Origin of the sequence: Arthrobacter sp. YA7-1, assembly GCF_025960325.1 — a bacterium.
GTDB classification, from domain to species: Bacteria; Actinomycetota; Actinomycetes; order Actinomycetales; family Micrococcaceae; genus Arthrobacter; species Arthrobacter bambusae_A.
On the sequence record NZ_CP110114.1, the window covers coordinates 823,175 to 845,743 of the forward strand.

Sequence of the window (22,569 nt, forward strand, 5' to 3'; positions counted from 1 at the left end):
TTTTCGAGAACGGACCTTGCGGGGCCGCCGTCAGGGCGCACCTATGGGGCGCGGTATCGCCCGGCTAGCGGACCAGCCTCCTCGGGCTCTGGCGCGCGCTGCCGAAGCGGACGAGAATGGCCACGTGGTTGCCCCTCGTCAAGGCGGGGACGTCGCCCCGATGACCCCTGCCGCCCGAAAGATCCAAAGCATCTTTCTCACGTTGACCCTTGGCAATACCCTTGCGGCCTCGTTCATCTGGGGGATCAACACCCTCTTCCTGCTGGATGCGGGGCTCAGCAACCTCGAGGCCTTCGCGGCGAACGCCTTCTTCACGGCAGGAATGGTGGTGTTCGAAGTGCCCACCGGAGTGGTGGCCGACGGTTGGGGACGCCGCGTTTCGTTCCTCCTGGGCACCGTGACGCTGGCCGGTTCCACCTACCTTTACTATCTGCTGTGGCAGTTTTTGGCGCCGTTCTGGTGGTGTGCCGTGGTGTCGCTGCTGCTCGGCCTGGGCTTCACCTTCTTCTCGGGTGCGGTGGAGGCTTGGCTCGTGGACGCGTTGCGCTTCACCGGATATGAGGGCGGCCTGGAGACGGTGCTCGGGCGCGGGCAGATGGTGTCAGGTGCTGCCATGCTTGCGGGCTCGGTGGCTGGCGGGGTGATCGCGCAGGCCACCAATCTCGGAGTGCCGTTCCTGATTCGCGTCGGGGTGCTCCTCGCTATGTTCGTCGTGGCCTTCTTTCTCATGCGCGACGTCGGATTCACCCCGGAGCATTCTGCCCATCCGCTCAAGGCGAGCCGCGCCGTCGTCGACGCCTCGATCGAGAACGGTTTGAAAAATCCTCCCGTACGCTACGTGATGCTGGCAGCCCCGTTCAGCGCCGGCGTCGGGATCTACGTGTTCTATGCCCTGCAGCCGTACCTGCTTCAGCTCTTCGGAGACCCGCACGCATACTCCGTTGCGGGCCTGGCTGCGGCCATCGTGGCAGGAGCACAGGTACTGGGCGGGTGGATTGCACCGCGCATCCGGCGCCTGGTTCGTAAACGCACCACAGTGTTGATTCTGAGCGGAGTGGCCAGCGCATCGATTCTGGTGGTGCTCGGGTCCACGGGTGTCTTCTTGGTCGCTTTGGCGCTGTTGACGTTCTGGGCCATGGTCGCCTCGGCGGCCACACCGGTGCGGCAGGCCTACGTGAACGACATGATCCCGTCGAAGCAGCGGGCAACAGTGCTGAGCTTCGACTCACTCATGGGATCAAGCGGGGGAGTGGTGGTGCAGCCGCTGCTCGGCCGGGCGGCCGATGTGTACGGCTACCCCGCCTCGTTGGCGATCAGCGGGGTCATCGAGTTGATCGCAGTGCCATTCCTCCTGGCGAGTCGTCGGCAGCGTTCATTGGCTGATCAGGCCAACGCCTCGATCGCTGCCTCCGATGCGGAACCCCGGCAGGAACTGAGCTAGGGAAGCCGTGAAGCCCGGAGGAGCGTGGCCGTACCGGCCTTGTCGGGATCAAGCGGCACAGGGCTAATTAACACGGCTGGGCCACGACGCAGGATGCCATCCGAAAGTGGTTGGCAGCGCACGCCGCCGCGCCCGCGCATGGCGGCGTGCGCGCCCGGAGCCAGGACTTGGTCCATCCAAGCGCAGGGATGGGCAGGCCGCCCGCCCCGGAACCGCGCGACGCTGCCGCCGGATTCCAACGCGAACTCCTCGCCCAGCAGGGGAGCCAAGTGGGCTCCCCTGAGGACTACATTGCGGCGGGTGAGGAGCGGATCAAAAGGTGCGACCCCCAGCTCAGCAGCCATCGCTTCGAGCGACTCGATGGCTATCAGGGTGACTGCGGCATCCATGTGCGCGGCCTTGCCGAAGAACCGGTCACCGACGATGCCCTTTCCGCTGACGACGTCGACCTGCCCGGCATCCGTGGTGGGCACCTCGGCGGCACCATCACGTGCCCGGCCGAAGTAGGCGTGGCCGGATGACACGAGGAGATGCAGGATCTCCACGTCGTATCTGTAGCTTGCGGTCATGCCATAAGGCTATGCCTCTCCCGGGTCAGCAACCCAAGGCGCTCAGCTCCAGAACACGGTGAGCTGCCCGGCAAGGGTTTTGCCTTGCTCGTAACCCGCCTTGGCGGCGGGCGGACGCAGCGACAGATCCATGGCATTCGCACCGAACATGTGCTCGGAGTTGCTGTCCGGGAAGATCGTTTCGACCCGGCTTCCGCGTGCCCGGAGTTCGTCGACCTGCGTTGCTAGATGCGTGCGCCACTCGAACGGTTGCAGTGATCTGCCACCGAAGGGCGAGAGCACCAGGACGCGCTCGTATCCGGCTGCCAGATCGGCATTCTCGGCGTTGGATCGGTAACCGCCGTCGAGGTAGAGGTTGTCTCCAATCTTGTAAGGCAGGCCACTGGAACAGCTGGCTGCGATTGCGTCCACCAAATCGATCCCACTATGGCGGTCGAATGCGACCGGCTCACCGGTTCGCGCATCGACCGCGGTGATGAGCACCGCCCGTTCAGGCCAGTGCTGGCTGGGCAGCCGCGTGGCGACCGTGTTGCGCCATTGAGTTGACCAGGCGCCGTCCGACGCCGCATCCATCTCGAGCGCCGCCGCGCCCAGTCGCCGACGCATGTCAGCCACGTCCTGGGCATCGGCGATGATCTTGTTGATCCGATCAAGGTGGTTCGCCACCGGCCTGGCTGATGCGCGTCCGGCTCCGGACCCGACCGGCGCGGGCCGTTGCAGGGGGACGGCGTCAAGGATGTTGGCGAACAGTTCAGTCGGGCTTGCGCCTGCAACCTGGGCCGCGGCCGTCGATCCGGCCGACGTGCCGATGGTCAGATCGGCATCGGTCACATCCAGCCCGGCCTCGAAGAGGCCAGCGAGGACGCCGATCAGCCAGGCATTGCCTGTCGATCCACCGCCACCGAGGACCAGCGCGCGCTCGCGGGAGTGCAAAGGTATGGAAGAAGTTGTGTTCATGGGAGTCGCCTTTCGCGAATTGCCTGTTTGGCGCTCCCAGTGGCGACTATTTCGGTCGCGAGATCGTGGACTGCAGGGGAGCACCCATTGCGGATACTGCGTTCATGGGACTCACCTCCTGCCGATTGATCACGATCGCCACGATGCTAGCACGGCGCTCGGCGGCGCGCCATCGGCGTCGTGCTGTCTTCCTAGTCCTCCATCGGGAAGGCCACGCCTTCGCCTACAACGCGGAGGCTCAGTTCCGTGCCTGGCCTGGTGATGGACGCGTTCCAGTGGCGGATGGTGATGACCTCTCCGCCTCCTGGGTAGGTCCGGGCGGCACCTTCGGCGGGAACGCGGGGAGCGAGCTTGATCCGCACGGTGGTCTCCGGGCCGAAGTAGTCGGTATCGACCACGACGCCGCGGATGGGACCATCCGGAGCAATCCGGATCTGTTCCGGACGGAGCATCAATTGCACCAGGCCCTGCGCGGGGGGACGGCGTACGGGGATGCCACCCAGGGAACACGTGGCGAGGGAGCCTTCCATCCAGGCGTCCAGGATGACCGCATCACCGAGGAATTCGGCCGTGGCCCGGTCGGCGGGACGCGTGTACACAACGAACGGATTGCCGATCTGCGCCAGCTTTCCGCCGCGCATGATCGCCACCTGGTCCGCGAAGGAAAGGGCCTCGGCTTGATCGTGGGTCACCAGGATGGTGGTGACCCCGGCTTCGTTCAGGACCTTGGCCACGGCACGCCGGGTGGCCACGCGGAGGCCGGCGTCGAGCGCGGAGAACGGTTCGTCGAGCAGCATCAATTGCGGTTCGCGGGCCAAGGCGCGGGCGAGAGCCACCCGCTGCTGCTGGCCTCCCGAGAGCTGGTGGGGCCGCCTTTTCGCCATGTCCGCATCGAGGGAAACCATGTCGAGCAGTTCCTGGACGCGCGTCTTGACGGCGCGGCGGCCGCCGTCGAGCGCTGACCTGTCCAGTCCGAACGCGATGTTCTGCCCCACCGTCAGGTGCGGGAAGAGCGCGCCGTCCTGGGCAACATAGCCGACGTGCCGCTTGTGGGCAGGTACCCAAATACCGTCGCCGGCTACCTTGTTTCCACCGAGGCTGATGGAACCGGTGTCCGGGTGCTCGAATCCGGCGATCAGGCGCAACAGGGTGGTCTTGCCGGAACCGGAGGGTCCGACGATGGCAGTTGTTCCGCCCTTGGCCACGGAGAGGTTCACGCCCTTCAGCACAGCCTGGGAGCCGAAGTTCTTGGTGACCTCGGCGATGTCCAGATGCGTGTTGGTAGTGGGAGCCACAGAGGCCGCCACACGCGGTGACGGAAGCCTTGAGGGGGATTGTTCAGTCACTGTCCGGCTACTTTCTTGGACTGTTGGAAAAGCAGGTACGTCATGGGGGCAGACAACAAGATCATGAGCAGGGCATAGGGTGCCGCGCCCGCATAGTCGATCTCGCTGCTCTTGCTCCAGAATTCCGTGGCGAGGGTATGCGTGCCGTTGGGGGACAGCAGCAGCGTTGCCGTCAGTTCGTTCACGATGGCGAGGAACACCAGCGCGGCACCGCCGGCGGCGGCTGGAGCCGTGAGGCGGAGCGTCACTTTCAGGAAGGACACCAGAGGAGCCTTGCCGAGCGATTGCGCGGCTTCGTCGAGTTCCTTGGGGGCTTGGGCCAGTCCGGTGCGGATATTGACCAGCGCCCGCGGGAGGAACAACAGAACGTAGGCGGCAATCAGGACCCCGGAGGTCTGGTAGATCCCAGGCACCATGCGGATGCTCACCGTGACGAAGGCGAGGCCCACCACGATGCCGGGCAGGGAGCTGGTGACGTAGTTGGACAGTTCCAGCATCTTGGTGAACCAGCTCGGGTGCCGCACGGCCAGATAGGCCATGGGGAAGCCGACGACGATTGTCGCCGCGGCGCCCACGGTGCCGTATGCGAGGGTCTGGAGCAGCGCCGGAAGGAACTCGTCGGCCGACCAGACCTGGGCGCCTCCAGCTATCACCCAGCGCAGGACGAAGAAAATCGGCAATCCGAAGGCCAACACCGTAAGGGCAAGCAGGCCGAGCTGTGAGGGAAGTTCGTAGAGGCCCAGGGGCAGTTTGGTCGGCTTGGCCTGGGCGCCGGAACCGACGCGTGCGTAGCGTGCGGTTCCCCTGCTCCTGACCTCCGCGAGGAGCAGGATGAGGCAGAAGAACACCAGGACGCTTGCCAACATGTTCCCGGCCGTGCCGTTGAACGTGGACTGGAACTGGGTCATGATCGCGGTGGTGAAGGTGTCGAAGCGGATCATCGCGAACGCACCGTATTCGGCCAGCAGGTGCAGCGACACCAGGAGTGCGCCACCCGTCATGGCGATCCGCAGTTGTGGCAGCACCACCCGGAAGAAGATGGCCCACGGACCCAAGCCAAGGGACGCCGCCGACTGCTCAATCGCGGGGTCGAGACGCCCCAGGGTCGCCGCGGCTGGAATGTAGACGAGGGGGAAATAGGACAGCGTGGCGATGAGCACGCCGGACCAGATGCCCTCCAGGGAGGGAACGGCGGTCACCCACGCATAGCTGTTGACGAACGCCGGGATGGCCAGCGGGGCTGCCAAGGCAACGGCCCACCAGCGATGCCCGCGCAGCCTGGTCCGCTCCACGAGCCACGCTCCGCCAACCCCCAACACCAGGCATATGGGCACCGTGAAGACCACCAGCATGACGGTGTTGAGGAGCAACTCGCCGACGCGCGGCCGGACGATGAGCGCGACGGCGGTGTCCCACCCGGTCGCGGCCGTCATGTAAGCGACGTACCCCAGCGGGATGAGCGAAAACAGTGCGATCAGCACCGCCAGGAGGGATATTGCGGAAACGCCGAAAGGCGGGCGGGGGCGCTTGCCCCTGCCCGCCGTCGTCGTGCTCGCCGAAGCTTCCGGGATGTCCGGAGAGATGCGAGCCGATAGATCAGTGGTCACGGAATTACAGCAGTCCTGCCTTGGTCATCAGGTCGGTGACCTTTGCGGAGTTCAATTTGGCCGGATCGACGGTGGGAGCCTGCAGATCCTTGATGGGAACGAGTTTAGCGTTCGAGTCCACGTTGGAAGCGATCGCGTATTCGTAGGAGGTGCCGTTCTTGAGGACTTCCTGGCCTTGCTTGCCGGTGACGAACTTGATGAAGGCCTGGGCAGCCGCCGAGTTCTTGGAGGATTTCAGCACGCCGCCGCCGGAGACGGACAGGAATGCGCCCGGATCCTGGTTCTTGAAGAAGTACGGGGTGACCTTGTTGGAGTTCTCGCCGGTCTTGGCCTGGTCGCCATAGTAGTAGTAGTGGTAGATCAATGCGGCGTCGACTTCGCCGGCATTGACTGCCTTCATGGCTGTGCTGTTGCCCTTGTAGGCCTTGAAGTTGTCCTTCATGCCCTTGAGCCACTCAGTCGTGGCTGCCTCGCCCTTTTGTTCGAGGAGGGCTGCAACGATGGCCTGGAAGTCAGCCCCGGACGGCGAAGCGGCCCACCGGCCCTTCCACTCCGGCTTGGCCAGGTCCAGCATGGACTTGGGCAGCTTGTCGTCGCTGATCTTGGTCTTGTCGTACACCAGGACGGTGGAGCGGGCCGCGATGCCGGTCCACTTGTTGGTGGACGGGCGGTATGCGGCCGGGACCTGGTCCACGGTGGCCTTGTCGATGTCCGCGAAGAGGCCGGCGTTCTCAACCTGGGCCATGGCGGGGGAGTTCTCCGTGAGGAAGACGTCGGCCGGGGATGCCGCGCCTTCCTGGATGATCTGGTTCGAGAGCTCGGAGTCGGAACCCTGGCGGAGCGTGACCTTGACGCCGGTCTGCTTGGTGAACGCGTCCACCCATTCCTTGGTCAGCGTGTCGTGCTGGGCGTTGTAGACGGTGATTTCGCCAGCCACTTTAGTGGAAGTAGCAGCGTCGGCGGCAGCAGACTCGGGGGCTGCGGAGGAGGCGGTGCCGTTGCCGCACGCGGCCAGGCTGAGGGCTGCAGTGGCGGCGAGTGCGATGCCGGCCAGCGCGTTAGCGCGAATCTTCATGAGGGCTTCTTTCTGCGAGCAAATCCAAGGGAGCCCGGGGGAAGTAAAAGCGGGCTCACAGCTTGAAACTTTAGGTTAGCCATACCTAAATTTCCATCCAGAAAGCCCCATCGTGACCGGAATCACACGTATTACGCAAGATTTACGTGCCCTAATGCGCGGATGGTGGATGTGCCCCTTGGGCGGGTGCCCTTGCGGCAGTCGATAAGCTGGCTCCATGCCCGGTCTCGCCGAATTCCTGCCGACCTTCCTCGGCGTCGGCATCCTGATGGCGGCCACGTTGGCACTGCTCTTGGTGTTCCGGACCCCGCACCCTTTCGCGCCTGCACTAGCCATCCTCCGCGGGGCCATACAGCTCGCCGCGATCAGCTTTGTTTTGGGGGGTGTGATCACCAGCCCGCTATGGGTGGCCGTCGCACTTCTGGTGATGTTTGCGGTAGCCGCGATAAGTGCCACGCGACGCATTGGCTGGAGCCTGCCGCATTTGGGCCTTGTCAGCGGCTCAATGGCCACGGGCATCGGAATAACCCTCGCCGTCATTTTCGCGACGGGAGCCATCGCGTTCACTCCCCGCTACGCGCTCGCGATTGGCGGGATCGTCATCGGCAACGGCATGACCATCGCAGTCCTGGCCGGCCGGCGCTTCAAGGAATCCGTTTACGAGCACTGGGAGGAAGTTGAGGGGTGGCTTGCGCTCGGCGCCACCCCGAGGCAGGCCACCCTTGATCTTGCCCGGCGGACGGTCTATTCGGCTCTGATCCCGTCAACCGATCAAACCAAGACGACAGGACTTGTCACCCTGCCCGGGGCCTTTGTCGGGGCCATCTTCGGTGGCGTTTCTCCCTTTGAGGCCGGTCGCTTCCAAATAGTGGTGCTCGCGGCGATCATGGCGGCAGGTTCGGTGACCGCCGTCATGATCATCGGAATCCTCGCCCCGGTACGCGTGCGCCCAGCGACGTTGCGCTGACACTGCCTAACGGGAGGCTCCCTCCGGCCGACAGTAGGGACTGAACCGCCCTCCTCACAGCGCCTCCCTACCTAAAGCAGAAACGGCCCATGATCGTTGTCACCCGCCTGAACGGCACCCGCTTTGCCGTGAATCCGGACATCATTGAACGGATCCACGAAAGCCCGGACACCCATCTGGTGACGCTCGACGGCGCCACGTATGTCGTGCGGGAAAGCCTCTCGGAGGTCGTGGACCTGATTGCGAACTACCGGGCCTATATTCTTCGGCGGGCACAGGATCTCCCCATCGTGACGGGCTATCCGCTGAGCCTCGTGCGCACCCCGGACACGGACGGAAGGTAAGCCATGGATCCCTCGACAATAATCGGCCTGTTCCTGGCCTTCGGTTCGGTGGTCGCCATGGTGACCCTCGAAGACGCCAACCTCATGGCCCTCCTGCTTCCCGCGCCCATGGTCCTGGTTTTCGGGGCCACCTTGGCCGTGGGACTGGCCGGGAACACGTTCCGCGATACCGTCCGGGCGTTCAAGGACCTCCCCAAGGCGTTCAAGGGAAAGACGGACAAGCCCCAGGACAGCATCGACCAACTGATCGGCTTCGCCGAGAAGGCGCGCAGCGAGGGTCTCCTCTCCCTCGAAGAGGCGGCCACGGAGGAGAAAGATCCCTTTCTGGCCCGTGCACTGCAGAACATCGCCGACGGCACGGATGCCGAAGAGCTGCGCATCCTCATGGAAGACGAGATCGACTCCAAGATGCGCAGCGACCACGTCTCCGCCAAATTCTTCGCCAGCCTGGGGGGCTACGCGCCGACCATCGGCATTATCGGCACCGTGGTATCGCTGACCCACGTCCTTGAGAACCTTTCCTCGCCCGATCATCTGGGGCCGATGATCGCCTCCGCTTTCGTGGCAACCCTGTGGGGTTTGTTGTCGGCGAACTTCATCTGGCTGCCTTTCAGCTCGAGGCTCAAGCGACTTTCCGAGCTGGAAATCGAACGCATGACCCTCCTGATGGAGGGCATGCTGGCGGTGCAGAACGGGACCCAGCCCCTCCTCCTCGCCGAACGGCTCCGCGCCATGGTTCCCCCGGACCGGCTCGGCAACGCGAAAACAGCAAGCAAGGGCGACGACGACGAAACGCGCCCCGGCAAATTCGCTTCGTCCAAGGCCGCATGAGGTCCCGACGCCGCCGCGGCTCACCTCCCGCCGAAGAGCACGTCGACGAACGCTGGATGGCGTCCTACATGGACATGGTCACCGTGCTCATGTGCATGTTCATCGTGCTCTTCGCAATGTCCACCGTGGACCAGGCCAAATTCGACAAGCTCCGCAACTCGCTGGCCACGGGATTCGGCACGGTGGTCAGCCAGAAGGTGGACACCGCCACCGGGACCGTCGTTCCGCCGGAATACACCAGCGCCGACGCCCAGGGATTCTCCAACTTGGACCTCGCGCTGAAGGAAGCGGCCCGGCTCACCGCTTTGCGCGACGACATGAAGTCCAAGCTCGACGCCGCGGGGCTGGGCGCCAATGTGCAGTTCCAGATCAACGAACGCGGGCTCACCGTGAAACTCGTAGGATCGCAGACCTTCTTCGAACCCGACCGGCCGGACCTCACGCCCCGCGCGAGCCAGGTTCTTGGCATGATTGCCCCGACCATGGCCAAGGCGGCCCTCGAAATCATGGTGGAAGGCCATGCAGCCAACGGGGTCACCTCGTACCCCTCCACGTGGGAGCTTTCGTCCGCGCGTTCCGTCAACGTCCTCAGGTACCTCGTCGACCACGGGGGCATTTCGGCAGGGCACATCGGCGCAGTCGCGTACGGATCCGCCCGGCAGGTCAACGACGATTCCACCGAGGCGCTCATGGAACTCAACCGCAGGGTCGACGTCGTCGTCCTCTCGGACAAGCCCGAAGTGGTCCGCGCACTGATCCCCGAGGCGCTCAAGGCGAGGGCCGGTGGCCAGTAGCGGCCGTGTGCCATGAGCGGTCGGTGACCGAGCGGCGTCGCGCACCATGGAAGTGGTCGGCGTGCCGAGGTACGCTCGTGGCATGACCCCGGAAGACATCGCCCGGCTCACGTACTTGCGAAAGGCCCGTGACCTGATCGACCGCGAGTACGCCAAACCCCTCGACGTACCCACCATGGCCAGCCATGCGTTCATGTCACCGGCACACTTCTCCCGGCAGTTCCGGGCCGCTTATGGCGAGACCCCTTACAACTACCTGATGACCCGCCGCATCGAGCGCGCGATGGCACTGCTGCGCGGCGGAATGAGCGTGACCGACGCGTGCATGGAGGTCGGTTGTACGTCACTTGGCTCTTTCAGCTCGCGGTTCACCGAACTTGTGGGGGTGCCGCCCAGCACGTACCGCGCCCGCGAACACCTGGCCGTGGCCGCCATGCCCGCGTGCGTGGCGAAGATACGCACGCGGCCCAGCCGGAACGAAGCCAGCAAGAGCCGCGAAGCGCTTGCGGTTGCCGCCGACTGACTGCTTGATACGCCGTAGCCGGCCGATATACGCCAGAGGTTCCGTCCTGACAGGGCGGGACCTCTGCTGCGTCCTGGACGCTTGCCGGGCGGGACAGCATCACCGCGGGATCACCGCGGGAAAACGGTCACATTTGATTTGCGGAAGATATATGCCGTCATTACCGCATTTGAGGATTATTCTGATGCCATGCCAAATATTCGAGTATCTGAAGCAGCTCGTTTCCTGGGCGTCAGTGACGATACCGTCCGGCGCTGGACCGAGAACGGCATCCTGACCCCGGTCAAGGATGATTCCGGGCGGCTGGCCGTGGACGGGCTGGAACTTGCCCACCTCGCGCGGGACCAGGCGCAGCTGCCCGAGGATCCCACCAGGGTGGGCCGCTCTGCACGCAACCGCTTCGTCGGACTGGTCACCGGCATCACGGCCGACACGGTCATGGCACAAGTGGAACTGCAATGCGGTCCCTTCCGTGTCGTATCCCTCATGAGCAGCGAGGCCGTCCGGGAGCTCGGACTCGAACTCGGCTCGGTCGCCACAGCCGTGGTCAAGGCCACCACAGTCATGATCGAAACACCCCAAGGAAAGAGCGCCATATGAGGATCACCCGCAAGCCCTTCGCCGCATTGCTCGTTGCCGGCGCCCTCGCGGCCAGCCTGGCCGGCTGCGGTTCAGGAAGTCCCGCCAGCACCGTCAGCAGCGGATCCGACAGCGCCAGCGCGACGCCTAGGCTTTCGGGCACGGTGACGGTCTACGCGGCTGCCTCGCTGAAGGCAACATTCACCAAGCTGGCGAGCGAATTCGAGGCAGCGAACCCGGGTACCAAAGTGGCGCTGAGTTTCGCGGGGTCATCTGATCTCGTCACGCAGATCACCCAAGGCGCTCCGGCGGATGTCTTTGCCTCGGCCGACACCAAGAACATGGCCAAGCTCTCCGACGCCAAGCTGCTCGACGGAACGGCCAAGAACTTCGCCACCAACGTCCTGACCATCGCCGTCCCGCCGTCGAACCCGGCGTCGATCAGTTCCTTCGCGGATCTGGCCAAGCCGGGCGTCAAGGTAGTCGTTTGCGCCAGCCAAGTGCCGTGCGGCTCCGCGGCGCAAACCATCGAAAAGGCCACCGGTACAACCTTGAAGCCCGTCAGTGAAGAGTCATCCGTGACTGACGTCCTGGGCAAGGTGGCCTCCGGCGAGGCCGACGCCGGACTCGTCTACGTCACCGACGTCAAGGGCGCCGGGGACAAAGTCAAGGGCATCACCTTCCCCGAGGCGGACAAGGCCGTCAACACGTACCCGATCGGCACCGTGGGCACCAGCAAGAACAAGGACCTGGCCGCGGCATTCATCGCATTGGTGACGGGAAGCGAAGGCAAGAAGGTTCTCGGCGACGCCGGCTTCGGGACTCCGTAGCCTCCCGCGGGAAGCGAGCAGGATTCGAGAAGCGCGTGCGGGCGCAGCGGACTAGCGTCGTTGCCATGACTATTTCACTGCAGTACTCACACATCACTGTCAACGATCCCGACGAAGCACTCACCTTCTATCGGGATGCCCTCGGCCTCGAGGTGCTCAACGACGTGGCACAAGGCGGATTCCGTTGGGTGACGCTCGGCAGCACGGACCAGCCGGGTGTTGAAATCGTGCTTTCCGAACCGCACGCGGGCCGGTCCAAGGCCGACGGCGACTCCCTCCAGGAGCTGCTCACCAAGGGCGTCCTGGGGCCGATCGTCTTCCGTTCCGACGACGTCGACACGCTCTTCGAGAAGGTCAGGGCTTCCGGCGCTGAGGTCATGCAGGAGCCAATCGACCAGCCATGGGGTCCCCGCGACTGCGCCTTCCGCGATCCTTCGGGCAACATGGTGAGGATTTCCCAGGCCCCGGCCGCATAGGCTGCGCCCGCGCTGGTGGGTGCGGCCCCGGGCCACACCCACCAGCCGCCCGAAAACTCGTCACTTACGCCTGCACTTTCCTTGCCGATAGTGGCAACCGTGAGTGAACAGGAAGATCAATCGGCGGTACGGCAGCGCACCGTGGACGTCTATGACTTCCGCAGGCCCACCACCTTGCCTCGCCAGCACAGCCGCGTCCTGGAAGTCGCGTTCGAGACGTTCGCCCGCCAGTGGGGAACACAGCTCACGGCCAAGGTCCGCGTGAAGTCCACCGCGACCCTTGAACAGCTCATCATGCAGAGCTACGACGAATACGCCGCGTCCCTCCCTTCCGTCACCTCGATGGTGCTGTGCCGCATCGACGGCAGCGAGTCGCGGCTGGTCATGCAGTTTCCCGCCACCGCGGCCTTGTCCTGGGTCACCCGCATGCTGGGCGGGGCCAGCGAAACGGCAGTCCCGGACCGCAAGTTCACCCAGATCGAGCAGGCCCTCATCAGCCGCATGGTGGAAGACGGGCTGGAGGACCTGAGCTATTCGCTTGGTGCCCTGCTGACCACCCCGGTGCGCATGGACGTCATCCAGTACAACTCCCAGTTCGCCCAAGCCGCGGCTCCGGCGGAACTCATGATCGTGGCCTCATTCACCGTGAAGGTGGGCGAAAGCCTTGCTGCGGCCAGTCTCGCGATTCCCGCCGACGTCCTCCTTTCCGGGCTCGGCGACGTGAACCCCACCGTCCACAGCCGCGACGCCGAGGCGCTGGTCCGCGCCCAGGTCACCCAGGTACCGGTAGACATAGCCATCCAGTTGAGCCCCACTCCGGTGACGCCGGCGCAGATCCTGGGCCTCGCCGTCGGGGACGTCATTCAGCTGCCACACCTGGAGAACCGGCCGTTCGACGTCGCCATCAATGGCACCCGCCTGGCCACCGCGGCACCTGCCCGCAACGGCTCCCGTGCAGCCGCCGTCATCGTCACAATCGAGGAGAACCAGCGATGAGCATCACCCTGACCCTGCACGAGTCCGCGGCCGAGCGTTTGGCCACGCAGCTGCCGGCTCCTGCCACGCTGCACGTCGCCGGCATTGTCCCGCCCCACGCCGCAGCGGCATACGCACCGCTCGCGGTCACCGCCACGTTCGTGGGCGCCGTGACGGCGGACTTCGCGCTCATCCTCACGGACCGTTCCTTCCTGGCCGCTGCCGGCGGCACCCAGCAAGGGCACTCCGCCGTCGTGTCGGCCATCGACGTCCTGCGTCCCGCGATGGAACACGCGGCCGACGCGTTCGACGCCGGCGTGCTGGGGGAGTTGCGCGAGGAAGACGCCGCCGGGCTGCTGTCCGACCCCGAGACCGCTGTTTTTGAACTGCGCCAGCGGCAAGCGATGGACGGCGGGCAGGCGTTTGGCTGGTTCGCCGTCCGGGTCCGCGAACACGGGACCGTGCAGGACGCTGCCGCCGCGCGAAGCATTCAACCCGCGGCGGTTTCGTCCCGCCTCGGATTGATCAGCAACGTCGAAATGGCCCTCACCGTGGAAATCGGCCGCACCCGCATGTCCGTGCGCGACGCCCTCGCCCTGGAACCGGGCAAGGTGATCGAACTGGACCGCTCGGCCGGTGCGCCCGCCGATGTCCTCCTCAACGGGCGCCTGATCGCGCACGGTGAGGTCGTCGTCGTGGACCAGGACTACGCAGTGCGCATCACCCGCATCCTGGACGTCGCCGAGGGAATCTACTAGATGGATTCCGTCATCCTCGGGCTGCGCGTGCTCGTGGCCCTGGGTGCGGTGCTCGGGCTCATATGGGTCCTGCAGCGCCGCCTGCTCAAAGGAAAGGCCAAGGGACGACGCCGGGCCAACACCACCCTGACGGTGGTCAGCCGGCAGACTGTCGGCCAAAAGGCCTCCGTTGTGGTGGTCGACGCCGGTGACAAGCGATTCCTTTTGGGCGTCACCGAACACGCCATCAACGTCCTGCACAGTGGTGACGTCCCCGTGGAACTTCCTGAAGTCGCGACGGCACCCGAGAGCTTCGCCGATATCTTCCGTGACGCCGGAGGAACGTCGCTTCCGGACAACGGGCCCCAAACGTCATCCCAAGGCAGTGGACTCCAAGCTGCCGGACACACCCGCCGCAGCGAGATCCACCGGCGCAGCGGGCTCGACAAAGCACAGCCCATGCACGGATCCATCCTTGCCGGTTCCACTTGGCGGCAGGCCGCCGAGGCCATCAGGGGACGCCGGAATTGATCGCGACTCTGGGGCCTGCCGATGCCCACCGCACCGGCAGGAAGTTGCTGGCTGTGCGCAGGACGCTGCCAGCGGTGCTCTGTGTCCTCGTGCTGACGGCCCTGTTCCTGTGGCTGGGCACGGCAAGTGGACATGCGGCACCGGTCAGCCCCACGCCACCCACGGCGCCCGCAGCTCCCACGGCACCTGCCCAACCATCCAACGGCAACGTCAGCATCAACATCAATGGGCTGGACGGAAAGCCATCCACCGCGGTAGTGACGCTGATCGGGATCACGCTGCTCTCCGTAGCTCCTGCCCTGCTGCTCATGATGACCTCGTTCACCAAGATCTTCGTGGTGCTGGCCATGACCCGCAACGCCTTGTCCCTCCCGTCCATCCCGCCCAACCAAGTGCTGGCCGGGCTGGCGCTCTTCCTTTCCCTGTTCGTGATGTGGCCCGTGATTTCGGAGATCAACAACGTCGGCATCCAGCCCTACCTGAACGGCACGCTGGATTTCAACGGAGCCGTTTCGGCCGGATCCGCGCCACTCCAGCACTTCATGGTGGCCCACACCCGGCAGGAAGACATTGCCCTCATGACCCGGGCCGCCAAGCTGGATAACCCGGCCAACCCGCAATCGGTTCCTTTGCAGACCCTCATCCCCGCGTTCATGATCTCCGAACTCCGGGCGGCATTCATCATCGGCTTCGTCATTTTCATCCCGTTCCTGGTGATCGACCTGGTGGTCTCGGCCGCCCTGATGTCCATGGGCATGATGATGCTCCCGCCGGTCATGATCTCCCTTCCCTTCAAGATCCTGTTGTTCATCCTGGTGGACGGCTGGGGACTGGTGATCACCGCGCTGATCCAGAGTTATTCGAGCGGCTGATGGATACCAACGCAGTCCTGGACATTTGCCTCCAGGCCCTGATTCTTGCGGCCAAGCTGGCCGCACCCGCCTTGGTCACCGCGCTGGTGGTGGGCCTCGCCATTTCCCTCCTGCAGTCCATCACCCAGCTCCAGGAAGCCACCCTCTCCTTCGTGCCCAAGGCAGTCGCCGTGGCCGTGGCCTTGGTGGTGTGCGGGCACTGGATGATCACCGAGGCTGTTTCCTTCACGAACGAGCTCTTTGCCCGGATACCCGGGCTGATCGGCGGAGCGTGAAGTGGATCTTCCCTTCAACCAGTCCTGGCTTGAGGTCCTGTTGTTGGCCTCCGTCCGGATGACGGCCTTCCTGGTGGTGGCCCCTCCCTTCTCGCACCAGGCAATTCCACTGCGCATCAAAGGGATGCTCGGCATCGGTTTAGGGCTGGCCGTCTCCCAACGCCTCTCCGTTGGCTACACCTCCAAGGACACCGCGGGCTTCATCACGGCCGTGGTGCTTGAACTCGTGACCGGCGTGGTCCTCGGCTTCCTCGTCCTGCTCGTCTTCGCGGCCATCCAATCGGCCGGCAGCCTGATTGACCTCTTCAGCGGCTTCCAGATGGCCCAGGGCTTCGATCCCCAGATGATGATCAACGGCGCCCAATTCACCCGGCTCATGCAGATGGCCGCACTGGCACTCCTTTTCGCTTCGGACGGCTACCAGCTGGTGATCGGCGGCCTGACCGGCAGTTTCACGGCGTTGCCGCTGGCCGGTGGACTGGACATGGCACAGCCTGTCCAAGCGATGATTTCGGCTGTCACGGGGATGTTCCTTGCCGCGGTTCAAATCGCCGGGCCCTTGTTGGTGGTGCTGGTACTCGCCGACATCGGGCTCGGGCTCCTCACCCGTGTTGCGCCCGCCCTGAATGCCTTCGCCCTGGGCTTCCCGCTCAAGGTGTTCATCACCCTCGGGCTCGCAGGATTCCTGTTCCTGGCGCTGCCCCGGCTCGTTGCCATGCTCGCCGAGCAGGCGGCGAACACCCTGATGGGGGTGGGCTGATGTCGGATTCACAGGAGAAAACCGAGCAAGCCACCGACAAACGGATGCGGGAGGTCCGGTCCAAAGGGCAGCTTTCCCGCTCGCAGGACCTCACCGCCTGGCTCGCCGTCGGCTCCGCGGCGGCCATGATCCCCTCCACCATCGAGCGTGCCTCCAACGTTGCCGCGGACCAACTGTTCACCGTCCGCGCCGTGATCGCGAACCCCGAACCGGCCAAAGCGGTGGCGGCGCTCGAAGCCGGGTTCGGCTCCTTGGCCCAGGTGCTGGGGCCTTTGTTCGTGGTGGTCATGGTGATCGTGGTGGCCGGATCCGCCGTCCAGGGCGGCATCCACTTCAAGAAATTCCGCGTTGAATTTGAGCACTTCAACCTTGTCAGCGGCCTCAAGCGGGTCTTCGGCGCGCAGGCCCTGTGGGGCGGCCTGAAAGCGCTCCTGAAGACCGCCGTCGTCGGGCTTGTCCTCTACACGGTGGTGCAGGGGCTCGTCCCGGTGCTGCTCACCGCCGGGGGACTGCCGGTGTCCGGCATCCTTGCGGCAGCGACCGGAGGCATTGGTTCGTTGATCCAGTTCGCGGTGCTGGCGGGCCTGGTCCTGGCCGCCGCGGACATCTTCGTGGTCATGCGCCGCAACCGCAAGAAGACGCGCATGTCCAAAAAGGAAATCAAGGACGAAAACAAAAACAGCGACGGCGATCCGCTCATCAAGTCCCAGCGCCGCTCGCGGCAATTGAGCATGAGCCGGAACCGCATGATCGGCGCGATCGCAGACGCCGACGTCGTGATCGTCAACCCGACGCACGTCGCCGTGGCGCTGAAGTACGACGCCGGCAAGGCGGCACCGCGCGTGGTGGCCAAGGGGGCCGGTGTGATCGCTGCCCGGATCAGGGAAGAAGCGGAGGCGAAGTCGGTCCCGATGGTCCAAGACATTCCGCTGGCCAGGGCACTGCATTCGGCGTGCGAACTGGGCCAGGAAATCCCTGTGGAGCTGTACCGCGCCGTGGCGGGAGTCCTGGCGTTTGTCATGTCGCTCAAGGCGAGGGGAGCGGCACGCGGAATCCATCGTGTGCCGGGAGCGGCTGGAACCATGGCCGGAGCCCCGGCATGAGCCCGCGTATTGGCCACCGCATTGACCGGAGCCCCCGAACCGCACCCAACAACCACACCATCCCGGACAGGACACCGCAATGAACAACAGATTCGCCAGGCTCACCGTGCCGGTGGGAATCGTGGGCATCGTGCTGCTCCTGGTGGTTCCCGTGCCCGCGCCGCTGCTGGACTTCCTGATCGTCTGCAACATCATGCTGGCCCTCCTGGTCCTGCTCACCAGCATGTTCGTCAAGAAGCCCCTGGACTTTTCCGTCTTCCCGTCCTTGCTGCTCGTGGCCACGCTGTTCCGGTTGGGGCTCAACGTGGCGTCCACCCGGCTGGTGCTGGGACAAGGGTTCGCCGGCCAAGTGATCGACGCTTTCGGCAAGGTCACCGTGGGCGGCTCCATGATCATCGGCGCCGTGGTGTTCCTCATCCTGGTGGTCATCCAATTCGTGGTGGTCACCAAGGGTGCCGAACGCGTCGCCGAAGTGGGGGCAAGGTTCACCCTGGACGCCATGCCCGGCAAGCAGATGGCCATCGACGCGGACCTCAACGCCGGCCTCATCACCGATGTCCAGGCCCGCAAGCGCCGCGCCGAGGTTTCCGCCGAGGCCGACTTCTACGGCGCCATGGACGGTGCCTCGAAGTTCGTCAAGGGCGATGCGATCGCCGGCATCATCATTATCATCATCAACTTCGTTGGCGGCATTGCCATCGGCGTGCTGCAGCGCGGCATGAACGTGGGCGATGCGCTGAACTCCTATGGCCTGCTGACTATGGGCGACGGTCTCGTCACACAGATCCCGGCCCTCCTCATGGCCGTGTCCACGGGCATGATCGTCACCCGGTCGAATGCCGAGGAGGACATGGGCCGGACGGCCTCCTCGCAGCTCATGCAGTCGCCCAACGCCTTGCTCATCGCGGGACTGGCCGCCGTCGCCATGGCGCTCATCCCCGGCATGCCCATCATTCCCTTCCTGCTGGTGGGCACCTTCCTGTTGTTCGGTTCCAGGCGCCTGGCGGCCCGGCAAAAAAAGCAGAGCGAGGCGGAGGACGCGCAGGAAGCAGCCACCCTGAGCTCCGAGGAAGATCCCAACGAGCGGCTCATGCAGGACATGCGCATCCACCCCGTCGAGATCCTGCTGGCTCCGGACCTTGTTGACATGGTTTCCGGTGCCTCGGACGACCTCCTGGCCCGCGTCCGCTCCCTCCGCCACAAGATCGCCATGGAGTTGGGGATCGTGATTCCGCCCGTCCGCACGCGGGACAACGTCGAGCTGCCACCGGCCACCTATGCCATCCGCATCGCCGGAGTGGAAGCCGGACGCGGCACGGCGCCGTCGGGCAAGTTGCTTGCCCTCGGCGATTACCTTGACGCTCTGCCCGGTGCCTCCACGGTGGAACCGGTCTTCGGGCTGGCCGGAAAATGGATTCCGACCGAGATGCGCCACAGTGCGGAAATGACCGGGGCAACCGTGATCGACCGGGTGTCCGTGCTGGTGACCCACTTGTCATCGATTGTTTCCGCCAACGCCGCGAGGCTCCTCACCCGCGAAGACGTCCGGGTGCTGACGGAAGGCGTGCGCAAGCAGAGCCCGGCCGCCGTCGAGGAACTCATTCCCGGGCTGATGTCCCTCGCCGAGGTGCAGCGCGTGCTGCAGGGCCTTCTCGAAGAACAGGTCCCCATCAACGATCTTCCCCGCATTTACGAGGCCCTTGCCTTGCGCGCCAAGGTTTCCACCGAGCCCGAGGCCTTGATCGAAACCGCCCGGCAATCCCTCGGTCCCGCGCTCGCAGCCAAGTTCCTGGACGGCGCGATGCTCAATGTGATCATGATCGATCCGCTCCTGGAACAGTCCATGCTCGAAGACATGCGCCCGGCCGAAGGCGGTACCCAGATTGTCATGAGCCAGGCTCGACTGGACGCCGTCCTGGCCTCCGTGCAGGCTTCGGTGGAGACCGCGGCGAATGCCGGACGGCAGGCCGTTCTGGTGTGCGCTCCGGCGCTGCGGCCGGCGGTCCGGCGCCTCGTGGCAGCTCCCGACGGCGGCGTTCCCGTGTTGTCCTACCGTGAAGTAACGTCCGCGAACATCCAGATCGAGACCGTGGGGGTGGTGCGCAATGCCGAAGCAATACAAGCTTAAGGGCACATCCCTGGACGACATCCGGGTGAAGGCCGAGCAGCAATACGGGCCTGGCGCGCGGATCGTCTCAGCCGAGAAAGTCACCAACCCGGGGATCGCCGGACTCTTCGCAGCCAATCGCTACGAGGCCACCATCGAGGTTCCATCCCAACTAGCTGGCAATAGTTGTCGTTCTGAGGGCCCAGAACGACAACAACTGCGAGTCAGTTGGGAGGCGCACGCGTTGCAGGGGCCCGCGATCGCCGCGCTCCTGGAGCAGGCCGACGCGGTCGAGATGGACATGCACCGGCCGGAGGCAGTCGTCTCTACTGCTTCCCCGGATTTCGCCGGGATATTGGAGCAACTGGGGAACGAATTCCGGGCGCCGGCGTCCGGAGCACCAACGCAAGGCGCGCTGACCGCGTTGCCGCACGCCGTCGTCGGGCACGCCGTTCCAGCGGCCCCTCCGGCCGCCGTGCCGGTGCCATTGGCCGGCAGCGGCAACCTCGTCATCCTGCTTGGCCTCGGCGACGACGCCTTGGGGACAGCACTGGAATTGTCCATCGCTGGGGGCGGCTTCGACGTCCGGACGGCCGGAGCCCTGACCGCTTTCGGGCACCTCCATGTGACGGGGCGCCAGGGCGCGACGGCGGCCCGTGCCCAAGCGGTCGTCACCGACCAAACCGTGCTGGTCGCCTACGGGCTCGGCAGGCAAGGCGAAGCCGTGACGCGTGCGGCGGACATCGCCACCCTCGCGGCAGACCAGTTGTGGCTGGTTGTCGACGCCGGGCGGAAGGCTGAAGACACGGCATCCTGGGTGCGGGCGCTCTCCGCAGCCCTGGCCGCCGAGCGCGTCCGTGTCGACGCGCTTGCCGTTTTCGGCGCGTCGGAGACCGGAAGTCCCGAGACGGTCAACGGACTCGGCCTACCCATCGGGTGGGTGGACGGCAAGCCCGCCCGCGTTGCGGTGCTCGGAAAGGTAGATTGAGAGCATGCTGGTACTGACACGCAAGCCGGGCGAACAGATCATGATTGGTGGGGACATCGTCATCACCGTCATGGAGGGCCGCGGCGACGGCGTGCGCATCGGGATCGAGGCGCCCCGCGGGGTGTCCATCCAACGTCGCGAAGTGGTTGAGGCGATCGCCGCGGCCAACCTCGCTGCTGCCCAGGCCGGCCCCGACGCCGAGGAACTCGTTGCCGGGCTGCGTCCGCCCGTGCGGAAGCCCCCCAAGGAAGAGGCTGGGTCTTAAGCCAAGCCCAGGAACTCTGCGAGGAGTGGCAGCGAGCAATCCCTCGTCACGGCCAGGGCCCGCTCGATGTTGGCGCTTTCCGCAAGGAGTGTCACGTCATCCACGGTGTCGGAGTGCGCGAACGCCTCCGGCACTCCCGGCGCCACGCTGTCGCCCGGCTGTACTGGGCCAAGCACCTGGTTCCCGGCGCCCTGTGGCCCCATCCGGAGGGCTTCGACATTGGCGGCCGCGGTTGATTCGACCTGCTTGAGCAGACGGACCAGGCCATGGTGGTGTTCCTGAAGCAGTTCCGGCCAGATTCCGGACGGTGCCACTGAGGCAATCATGGGCAGCGTTGCGTTGGCCGATAGGCGCCACTCAATGGCCAGTGCAGACGACTCGATGTTCCGGGCAAGCGTGTCGAACCGGAGGTTTTCCAGGACCTTTTCCACGTCGGCGGCAGTGAATTTCAGCCAATGCCAATTGCCTGCCCGGACGTGCAGCAACTGTGTTTCGAGCCGGTACAACAGCAGTTCCAGCTGTCTCCGCTCACGCCACAGCATCGCTGATAGCTCGTCCGCCCCCACGGTTCCCCATTCCCCGGTTCGGCCTGCGAAAACGTGTTTTCCGAGGCCCGATTTGTATCTTTTTCATGAGCGTACACGCATTGTTATTTTTCAGATGGTATGTTCACTGAATACATGTCTGGTCCATGTAATCTTCGGCACGCTGTACCGTCTCAGCAGCTGGCCCATGAAGCCCCTGGAACCAGGCTTTTGCAACTCAATAAACGGGTCTCATGGGGGGACTAATTTTGAATCGCGATGAACGCAACGAGCTGGTGCTGCAGCACTTACCGCTCGTTGGCTATTTGGTGTCGGAGCTCTGCGCGAGAGCTTCTCATTTGTCACGCGACGATTTCGCGTCGGTGGGGTCCGTGGCGTTGATTACGTCTGCCGATTCCTTCGATCCGGACCTCGGAGTCCCTTTCGGCGCGTTTGCGCGCCGCCGGATCGTCGGGGCGTTCGCGGACGAGATGCGGGCCAGCGATTGGGCCACCCGCTCGGCGCGCAAACGCATCAAGGAAACCATGTTGGTCCAGGAAACGCTCTCCGGGGTCCTTGGCCGCACCCCGTCGGTGGCCGAGACCGCTTCGGCGCTGGGCGTTGAACGCAGCGTGGTGGAAGCGGCCCTGGCCGATGCCGCGCGGACGCTGTCGCCGCTGGATGACGTGGTGGTTGACACGGTCGCGGCGGAGACGATCTCCCCGGAGCATTCGGTCCTGGCCGATGAGCGCCTGAAGTACCTTCGGGCCGCCGTCGAGGCCTTGCCGGAGAAGATGCGGTACGTCGTCGAGGAGATCTACTTCGCGGGGCGGACCGTGAAGGAACTCGCCGAGGAACTCGGCTCCACCCACGCCGCGGTCTCCCAGCAGCGCGCGGAGGGCATCCGGCTCATGCGCGACGGGCTGTCCGCGCATTACGCGGACGATCCCGGGCAATCCTTCGAGCCCCAATCGCGCATTACCGCCCGACGCCGGCACGACTACCTCTCGACCCTCGCCACCGCCACCCTGGGCGGAATCACCCGCAGCTTCAGCGCTCCGGATGCAGCCTTGAACCAGGCAGTCTAGACTCC

General features: G+C 65.0%; 26 protein-coding genes. 20 read left to right on the forward strand and 6 right to left on the reverse strand.

The window, feature by feature from the left end; all coding sequences use genetic code 11:
- Positions 1–160 precede the first annotated feature (160 nt).
- Positions 161–1,441, forward strand: a complete 1,281-nt coding sequence (locus OIT41_RS03915; protein ID WP_264637928.1) for an MFS transporter — start codon at positions 161–163, stop codon at positions 1,439–1,441.
- Here OIT41_RS03915 and OIT41_RS03920 read toward each other — a convergent pair.
- The 5 genes from OIT41_RS03920 to OIT41_RS03940 form a co-directional block, all read right to left on the reverse strand.
- Positions 1,438–2,010 (reverse strand): MOSC domain-containing protein, encoded by a 573-nt coding sequence (locus OIT41_RS03920; protein ID WP_264637456.1) that lies wholly within the window; start codon positions 2,008–2,010, stop codon positions 1,438–1,440. The genes OIT41_RS03915 and OIT41_RS03920 overlap by 4 nt on opposite strands.
- A gap of 42 nt (positions 2,011–2,052) precedes the next feature.
- Positions 2,053–2,967, reverse strand: a complete 915-nt coding sequence (locus OIT41_RS03925; RefSeq protein WP_264637457.1) for a patatin-like phospholipase family protein — start codon at positions 2,965–2,967, stop codon at positions 2,053–2,055.
- Positions 2,968–3,158: 191 nt separating this feature from the next.
- Positions 3,159–4,262, reverse strand: a complete 1,104-nt coding sequence (locus tag OIT41_RS03930; protein WP_241708117.1) for an ABC transporter ATP-binding protein — start codon at positions 4,260–4,262, stop codon at positions 3,159–3,161.
- A 47-nt stretch (positions 4,263–4,309) separates the two neighbouring features.
- Complete coding sequence (locus OIT41_RS03935) at positions 4,310–5,920, reverse strand: ABC transporter permease (RefSeq protein WP_241708118.1); 1,611 nt, start codon at positions 5,918–5,920, stop codon at positions 4,310–4,312.
- Between the two features lie 4 nt (positions 5,921–5,924).
- A complete protein-coding gene (locus OIT41_RS03940) occupies positions 5,925–6,995 on the reverse strand; it encodes an iron ABC transporter substrate-binding protein (protein WP_264637458.1) in 1,071 nt (356 codons plus the stop codon).
- A gap of 217 nt (positions 6,996–7,212) precedes the next feature.
- Here OIT41_RS03940 and OIT41_RS03945 point away from each other — a divergent pair, with 217 nt between their 5' ends.
- The 18 genes from OIT41_RS03945 to OIT41_RS04030 all read left to right on the forward strand — a co-directional run bounded on the left by OIT41_RS03945 (position 7,213) and on the right by OIT41_RS04030 (position 20,952).
- Positions 7,213–7,962, forward strand: coding sequence for an ABC transporter permease (locus tag OIT41_RS03945; protein ID WP_264637459.1), 750 nt, complete (start codon positions 7,213–7,215; stop codon positions 7,960–7,962).
- 89 nt (positions 7,963–8,051) lie between these two features.
- A complete protein-coding gene (locus OIT41_RS03950; protein WP_241708121.1) occupies positions 8,052–8,306 on the forward strand; it encodes a flagellar FlbD family protein in 255 nt (84 codons plus the stop codon).
- 3 nt (positions 8,307–8,309) lie between these two features.
- A complete protein-coding gene (locus OIT41_RS03955; RefSeq protein WP_241708122.1) occupies positions 8,310–9,137 on the forward strand; it encodes a motility protein A in 828 nt (275 codons plus the stop codon).
- Positions 9,134–9,931: a flagellar motor protein MotB gene (locus OIT41_RS03960; protein WP_078106314.1), complete on the forward strand. Its 798-nt coding sequence runs from the start codon at positions 9,134–9,136 to the stop codon at positions 9,929–9,931. Before OIT41_RS03955 ends, OIT41_RS03960 begins: the two co-directional genes overlap by 4 nt.
- Before the next feature lie 82 nt (positions 9,932–10,013).
- Entirely contained in the window at positions 10,014–10,454 is a 441-nt protein-coding gene (locus OIT41_RS03965; protein ID WP_241708123.1) for a helix-turn-helix transcriptional regulator, read from the forward strand.
- A 189-nt stretch (positions 10,455–10,643) separates the two neighbouring features.
- Positions 10,644–11,054, forward strand: a complete 411-nt coding sequence (locus OIT41_RS03970) for a TOBE domain-containing protein (RefSeq protein WP_264637460.1) — start codon at positions 10,644–10,646, stop codon at positions 11,052–11,054.
- On the forward strand, positions 11,051–11,863 hold the full coding sequence (gene modA / locus OIT41_RS03975; protein ID WP_241708125.1) for a molybdate ABC transporter substrate-binding protein: 813 nt from the start codon (positions 11,051–11,053) through the stop codon (positions 11,861–11,863). Before OIT41_RS03970 ends, modA begins: the two co-directional genes overlap by 4 nt.
- 65 nt (positions 11,864–11,928) lie before the next feature.
- Positions 11,929–12,339: a VOC family protein gene (locus OIT41_RS03980; protein WP_078106415.1), complete on the forward strand. Its 411-nt coding sequence runs from the start codon at positions 11,929–11,931 to the stop codon at positions 12,337–12,339.
- Positions 12,340–12,438: 99 nt separating this feature from the next.
- Positions 12,439–13,335 carry a flagellar motor switch protein FliM gene (locus OIT41_RS03985; RefSeq protein ID WP_078106310.1) on the forward strand — a complete coding sequence of 299 codons (897 nt, stop codon included), beginning with the start codon at positions 12,439–12,441 and terminating at the stop codon, positions 13,333–13,335.
- Positions 13,332–14,072, forward strand: a complete 741-nt coding sequence (gene fliN, locus OIT41_RS03990) for a flagellar motor switch protein FliN (protein ID WP_241708126.1) — start codon at positions 13,332–13,334, stop codon at positions 14,070–14,072. Before OIT41_RS03985 ends, fliN begins: the two co-directional genes overlap by 4 nt.
- Entirely contained in the window at positions 14,073–14,582 is a 510-nt protein-coding gene (gene fliO / locus OIT41_RS03995; protein WP_078106308.1) for a flagellar biosynthetic protein FliO, read from the forward strand.
- Positions 14,583–14,626: 44 nt separating this feature from the next.
- Positions 14,627–15,454 (forward strand): flagellar type III secretion system pore protein FliP, encoded by an 828-nt coding sequence (gene fliP, locus OIT41_RS04000; protein WP_372489638.1) that lies wholly within the window; start codon positions 14,627–14,629, stop codon positions 15,452–15,454.
- Complete coding sequence (gene fliQ / locus OIT41_RS04005; RefSeq protein WP_078106307.1) at positions 15,454–15,729, forward strand: flagellar biosynthesis protein FliQ; 276 nt, start codon at positions 15,454–15,456, stop codon at positions 15,727–15,729. Before fliP ends, fliQ begins: the two co-directional genes overlap by 1 nt.
- A gap of 1 nt (position 15,730) precedes the next feature.
- Positions 15,731–16,489, forward strand: a complete 759-nt coding sequence (locus OIT41_RS04010) for a flagellar biosynthetic protein FliR (protein WP_241708127.1) — start codon at positions 15,731–15,733, stop codon at positions 16,487–16,489.
- Entirely contained in the window at positions 16,489–17,592 is a 1,104-nt protein-coding gene (locus OIT41_RS04015; protein ID WP_241708128.1) for a flagellar biosynthesis protein FlhB, read from the forward strand. Before OIT41_RS04010 ends, OIT41_RS04015 begins: the two co-directional genes overlap by 1 nt.
- A 79-nt stretch (positions 17,593–17,671) precedes the next feature.
- Positions 17,672–19,720, forward strand: coding sequence for a flagellar biosynthesis protein FlhA (locus tag OIT41_RS04020; protein ID WP_241708129.1), 2,049 nt, complete (start codon positions 17,672–17,674; stop codon positions 19,718–19,720).
- Complete coding sequence (locus OIT41_RS04025) at positions 19,698–20,687, forward strand: hypothetical protein (RefSeq protein WP_241708130.1); 990 nt, start codon at positions 19,698–19,700, stop codon at positions 20,685–20,687. Before OIT41_RS04020 ends, OIT41_RS04025 begins: the two co-directional genes overlap by 23 nt.
- A gap of 4 nt (positions 20,688–20,691) precedes the next feature.
- Positions 20,692–20,952 (forward strand): carbon storage regulator, encoded by a 261-nt coding sequence (locus OIT41_RS04030; protein ID WP_078106302.1) that lies wholly within the window; start codon positions 20,692–20,694, stop codon positions 20,950–20,952.
- Here the strand turns inward: OIT41_RS04030 and OIT41_RS04035 are convergent.
- The gene (locus OIT41_RS04035) at positions 20,949–21,518 is read right to left on the reverse strand and encodes a hypothetical protein (RefSeq protein ID WP_241708131.1); all 570 of its coding nucleotides are present in this window, start codon (positions 21,516–21,518) and stop codon (positions 20,949–20,951) included. The genes OIT41_RS04030 and OIT41_RS04035 overlap by 4 nt on opposite strands.
- A 212-nt stretch (positions 21,519–21,730) precedes the next feature.
- Between OIT41_RS04035 and OIT41_RS04040 the strand changes: the two genes are divergently transcribed.
- Positions 21,731–22,564 carry a sigma-70 family RNA polymerase sigma factor gene (locus tag OIT41_RS04040; RefSeq protein WP_264637461.1) on the forward strand — a complete coding sequence of 278 codons (834 nt, stop codon included), beginning with the start codon at positions 21,731–21,733 and terminating at the stop codon, positions 22,562–22,564.
- The last annotated feature ends 5 nt before the right edge of the window (positions 22,565–22,569 follow it).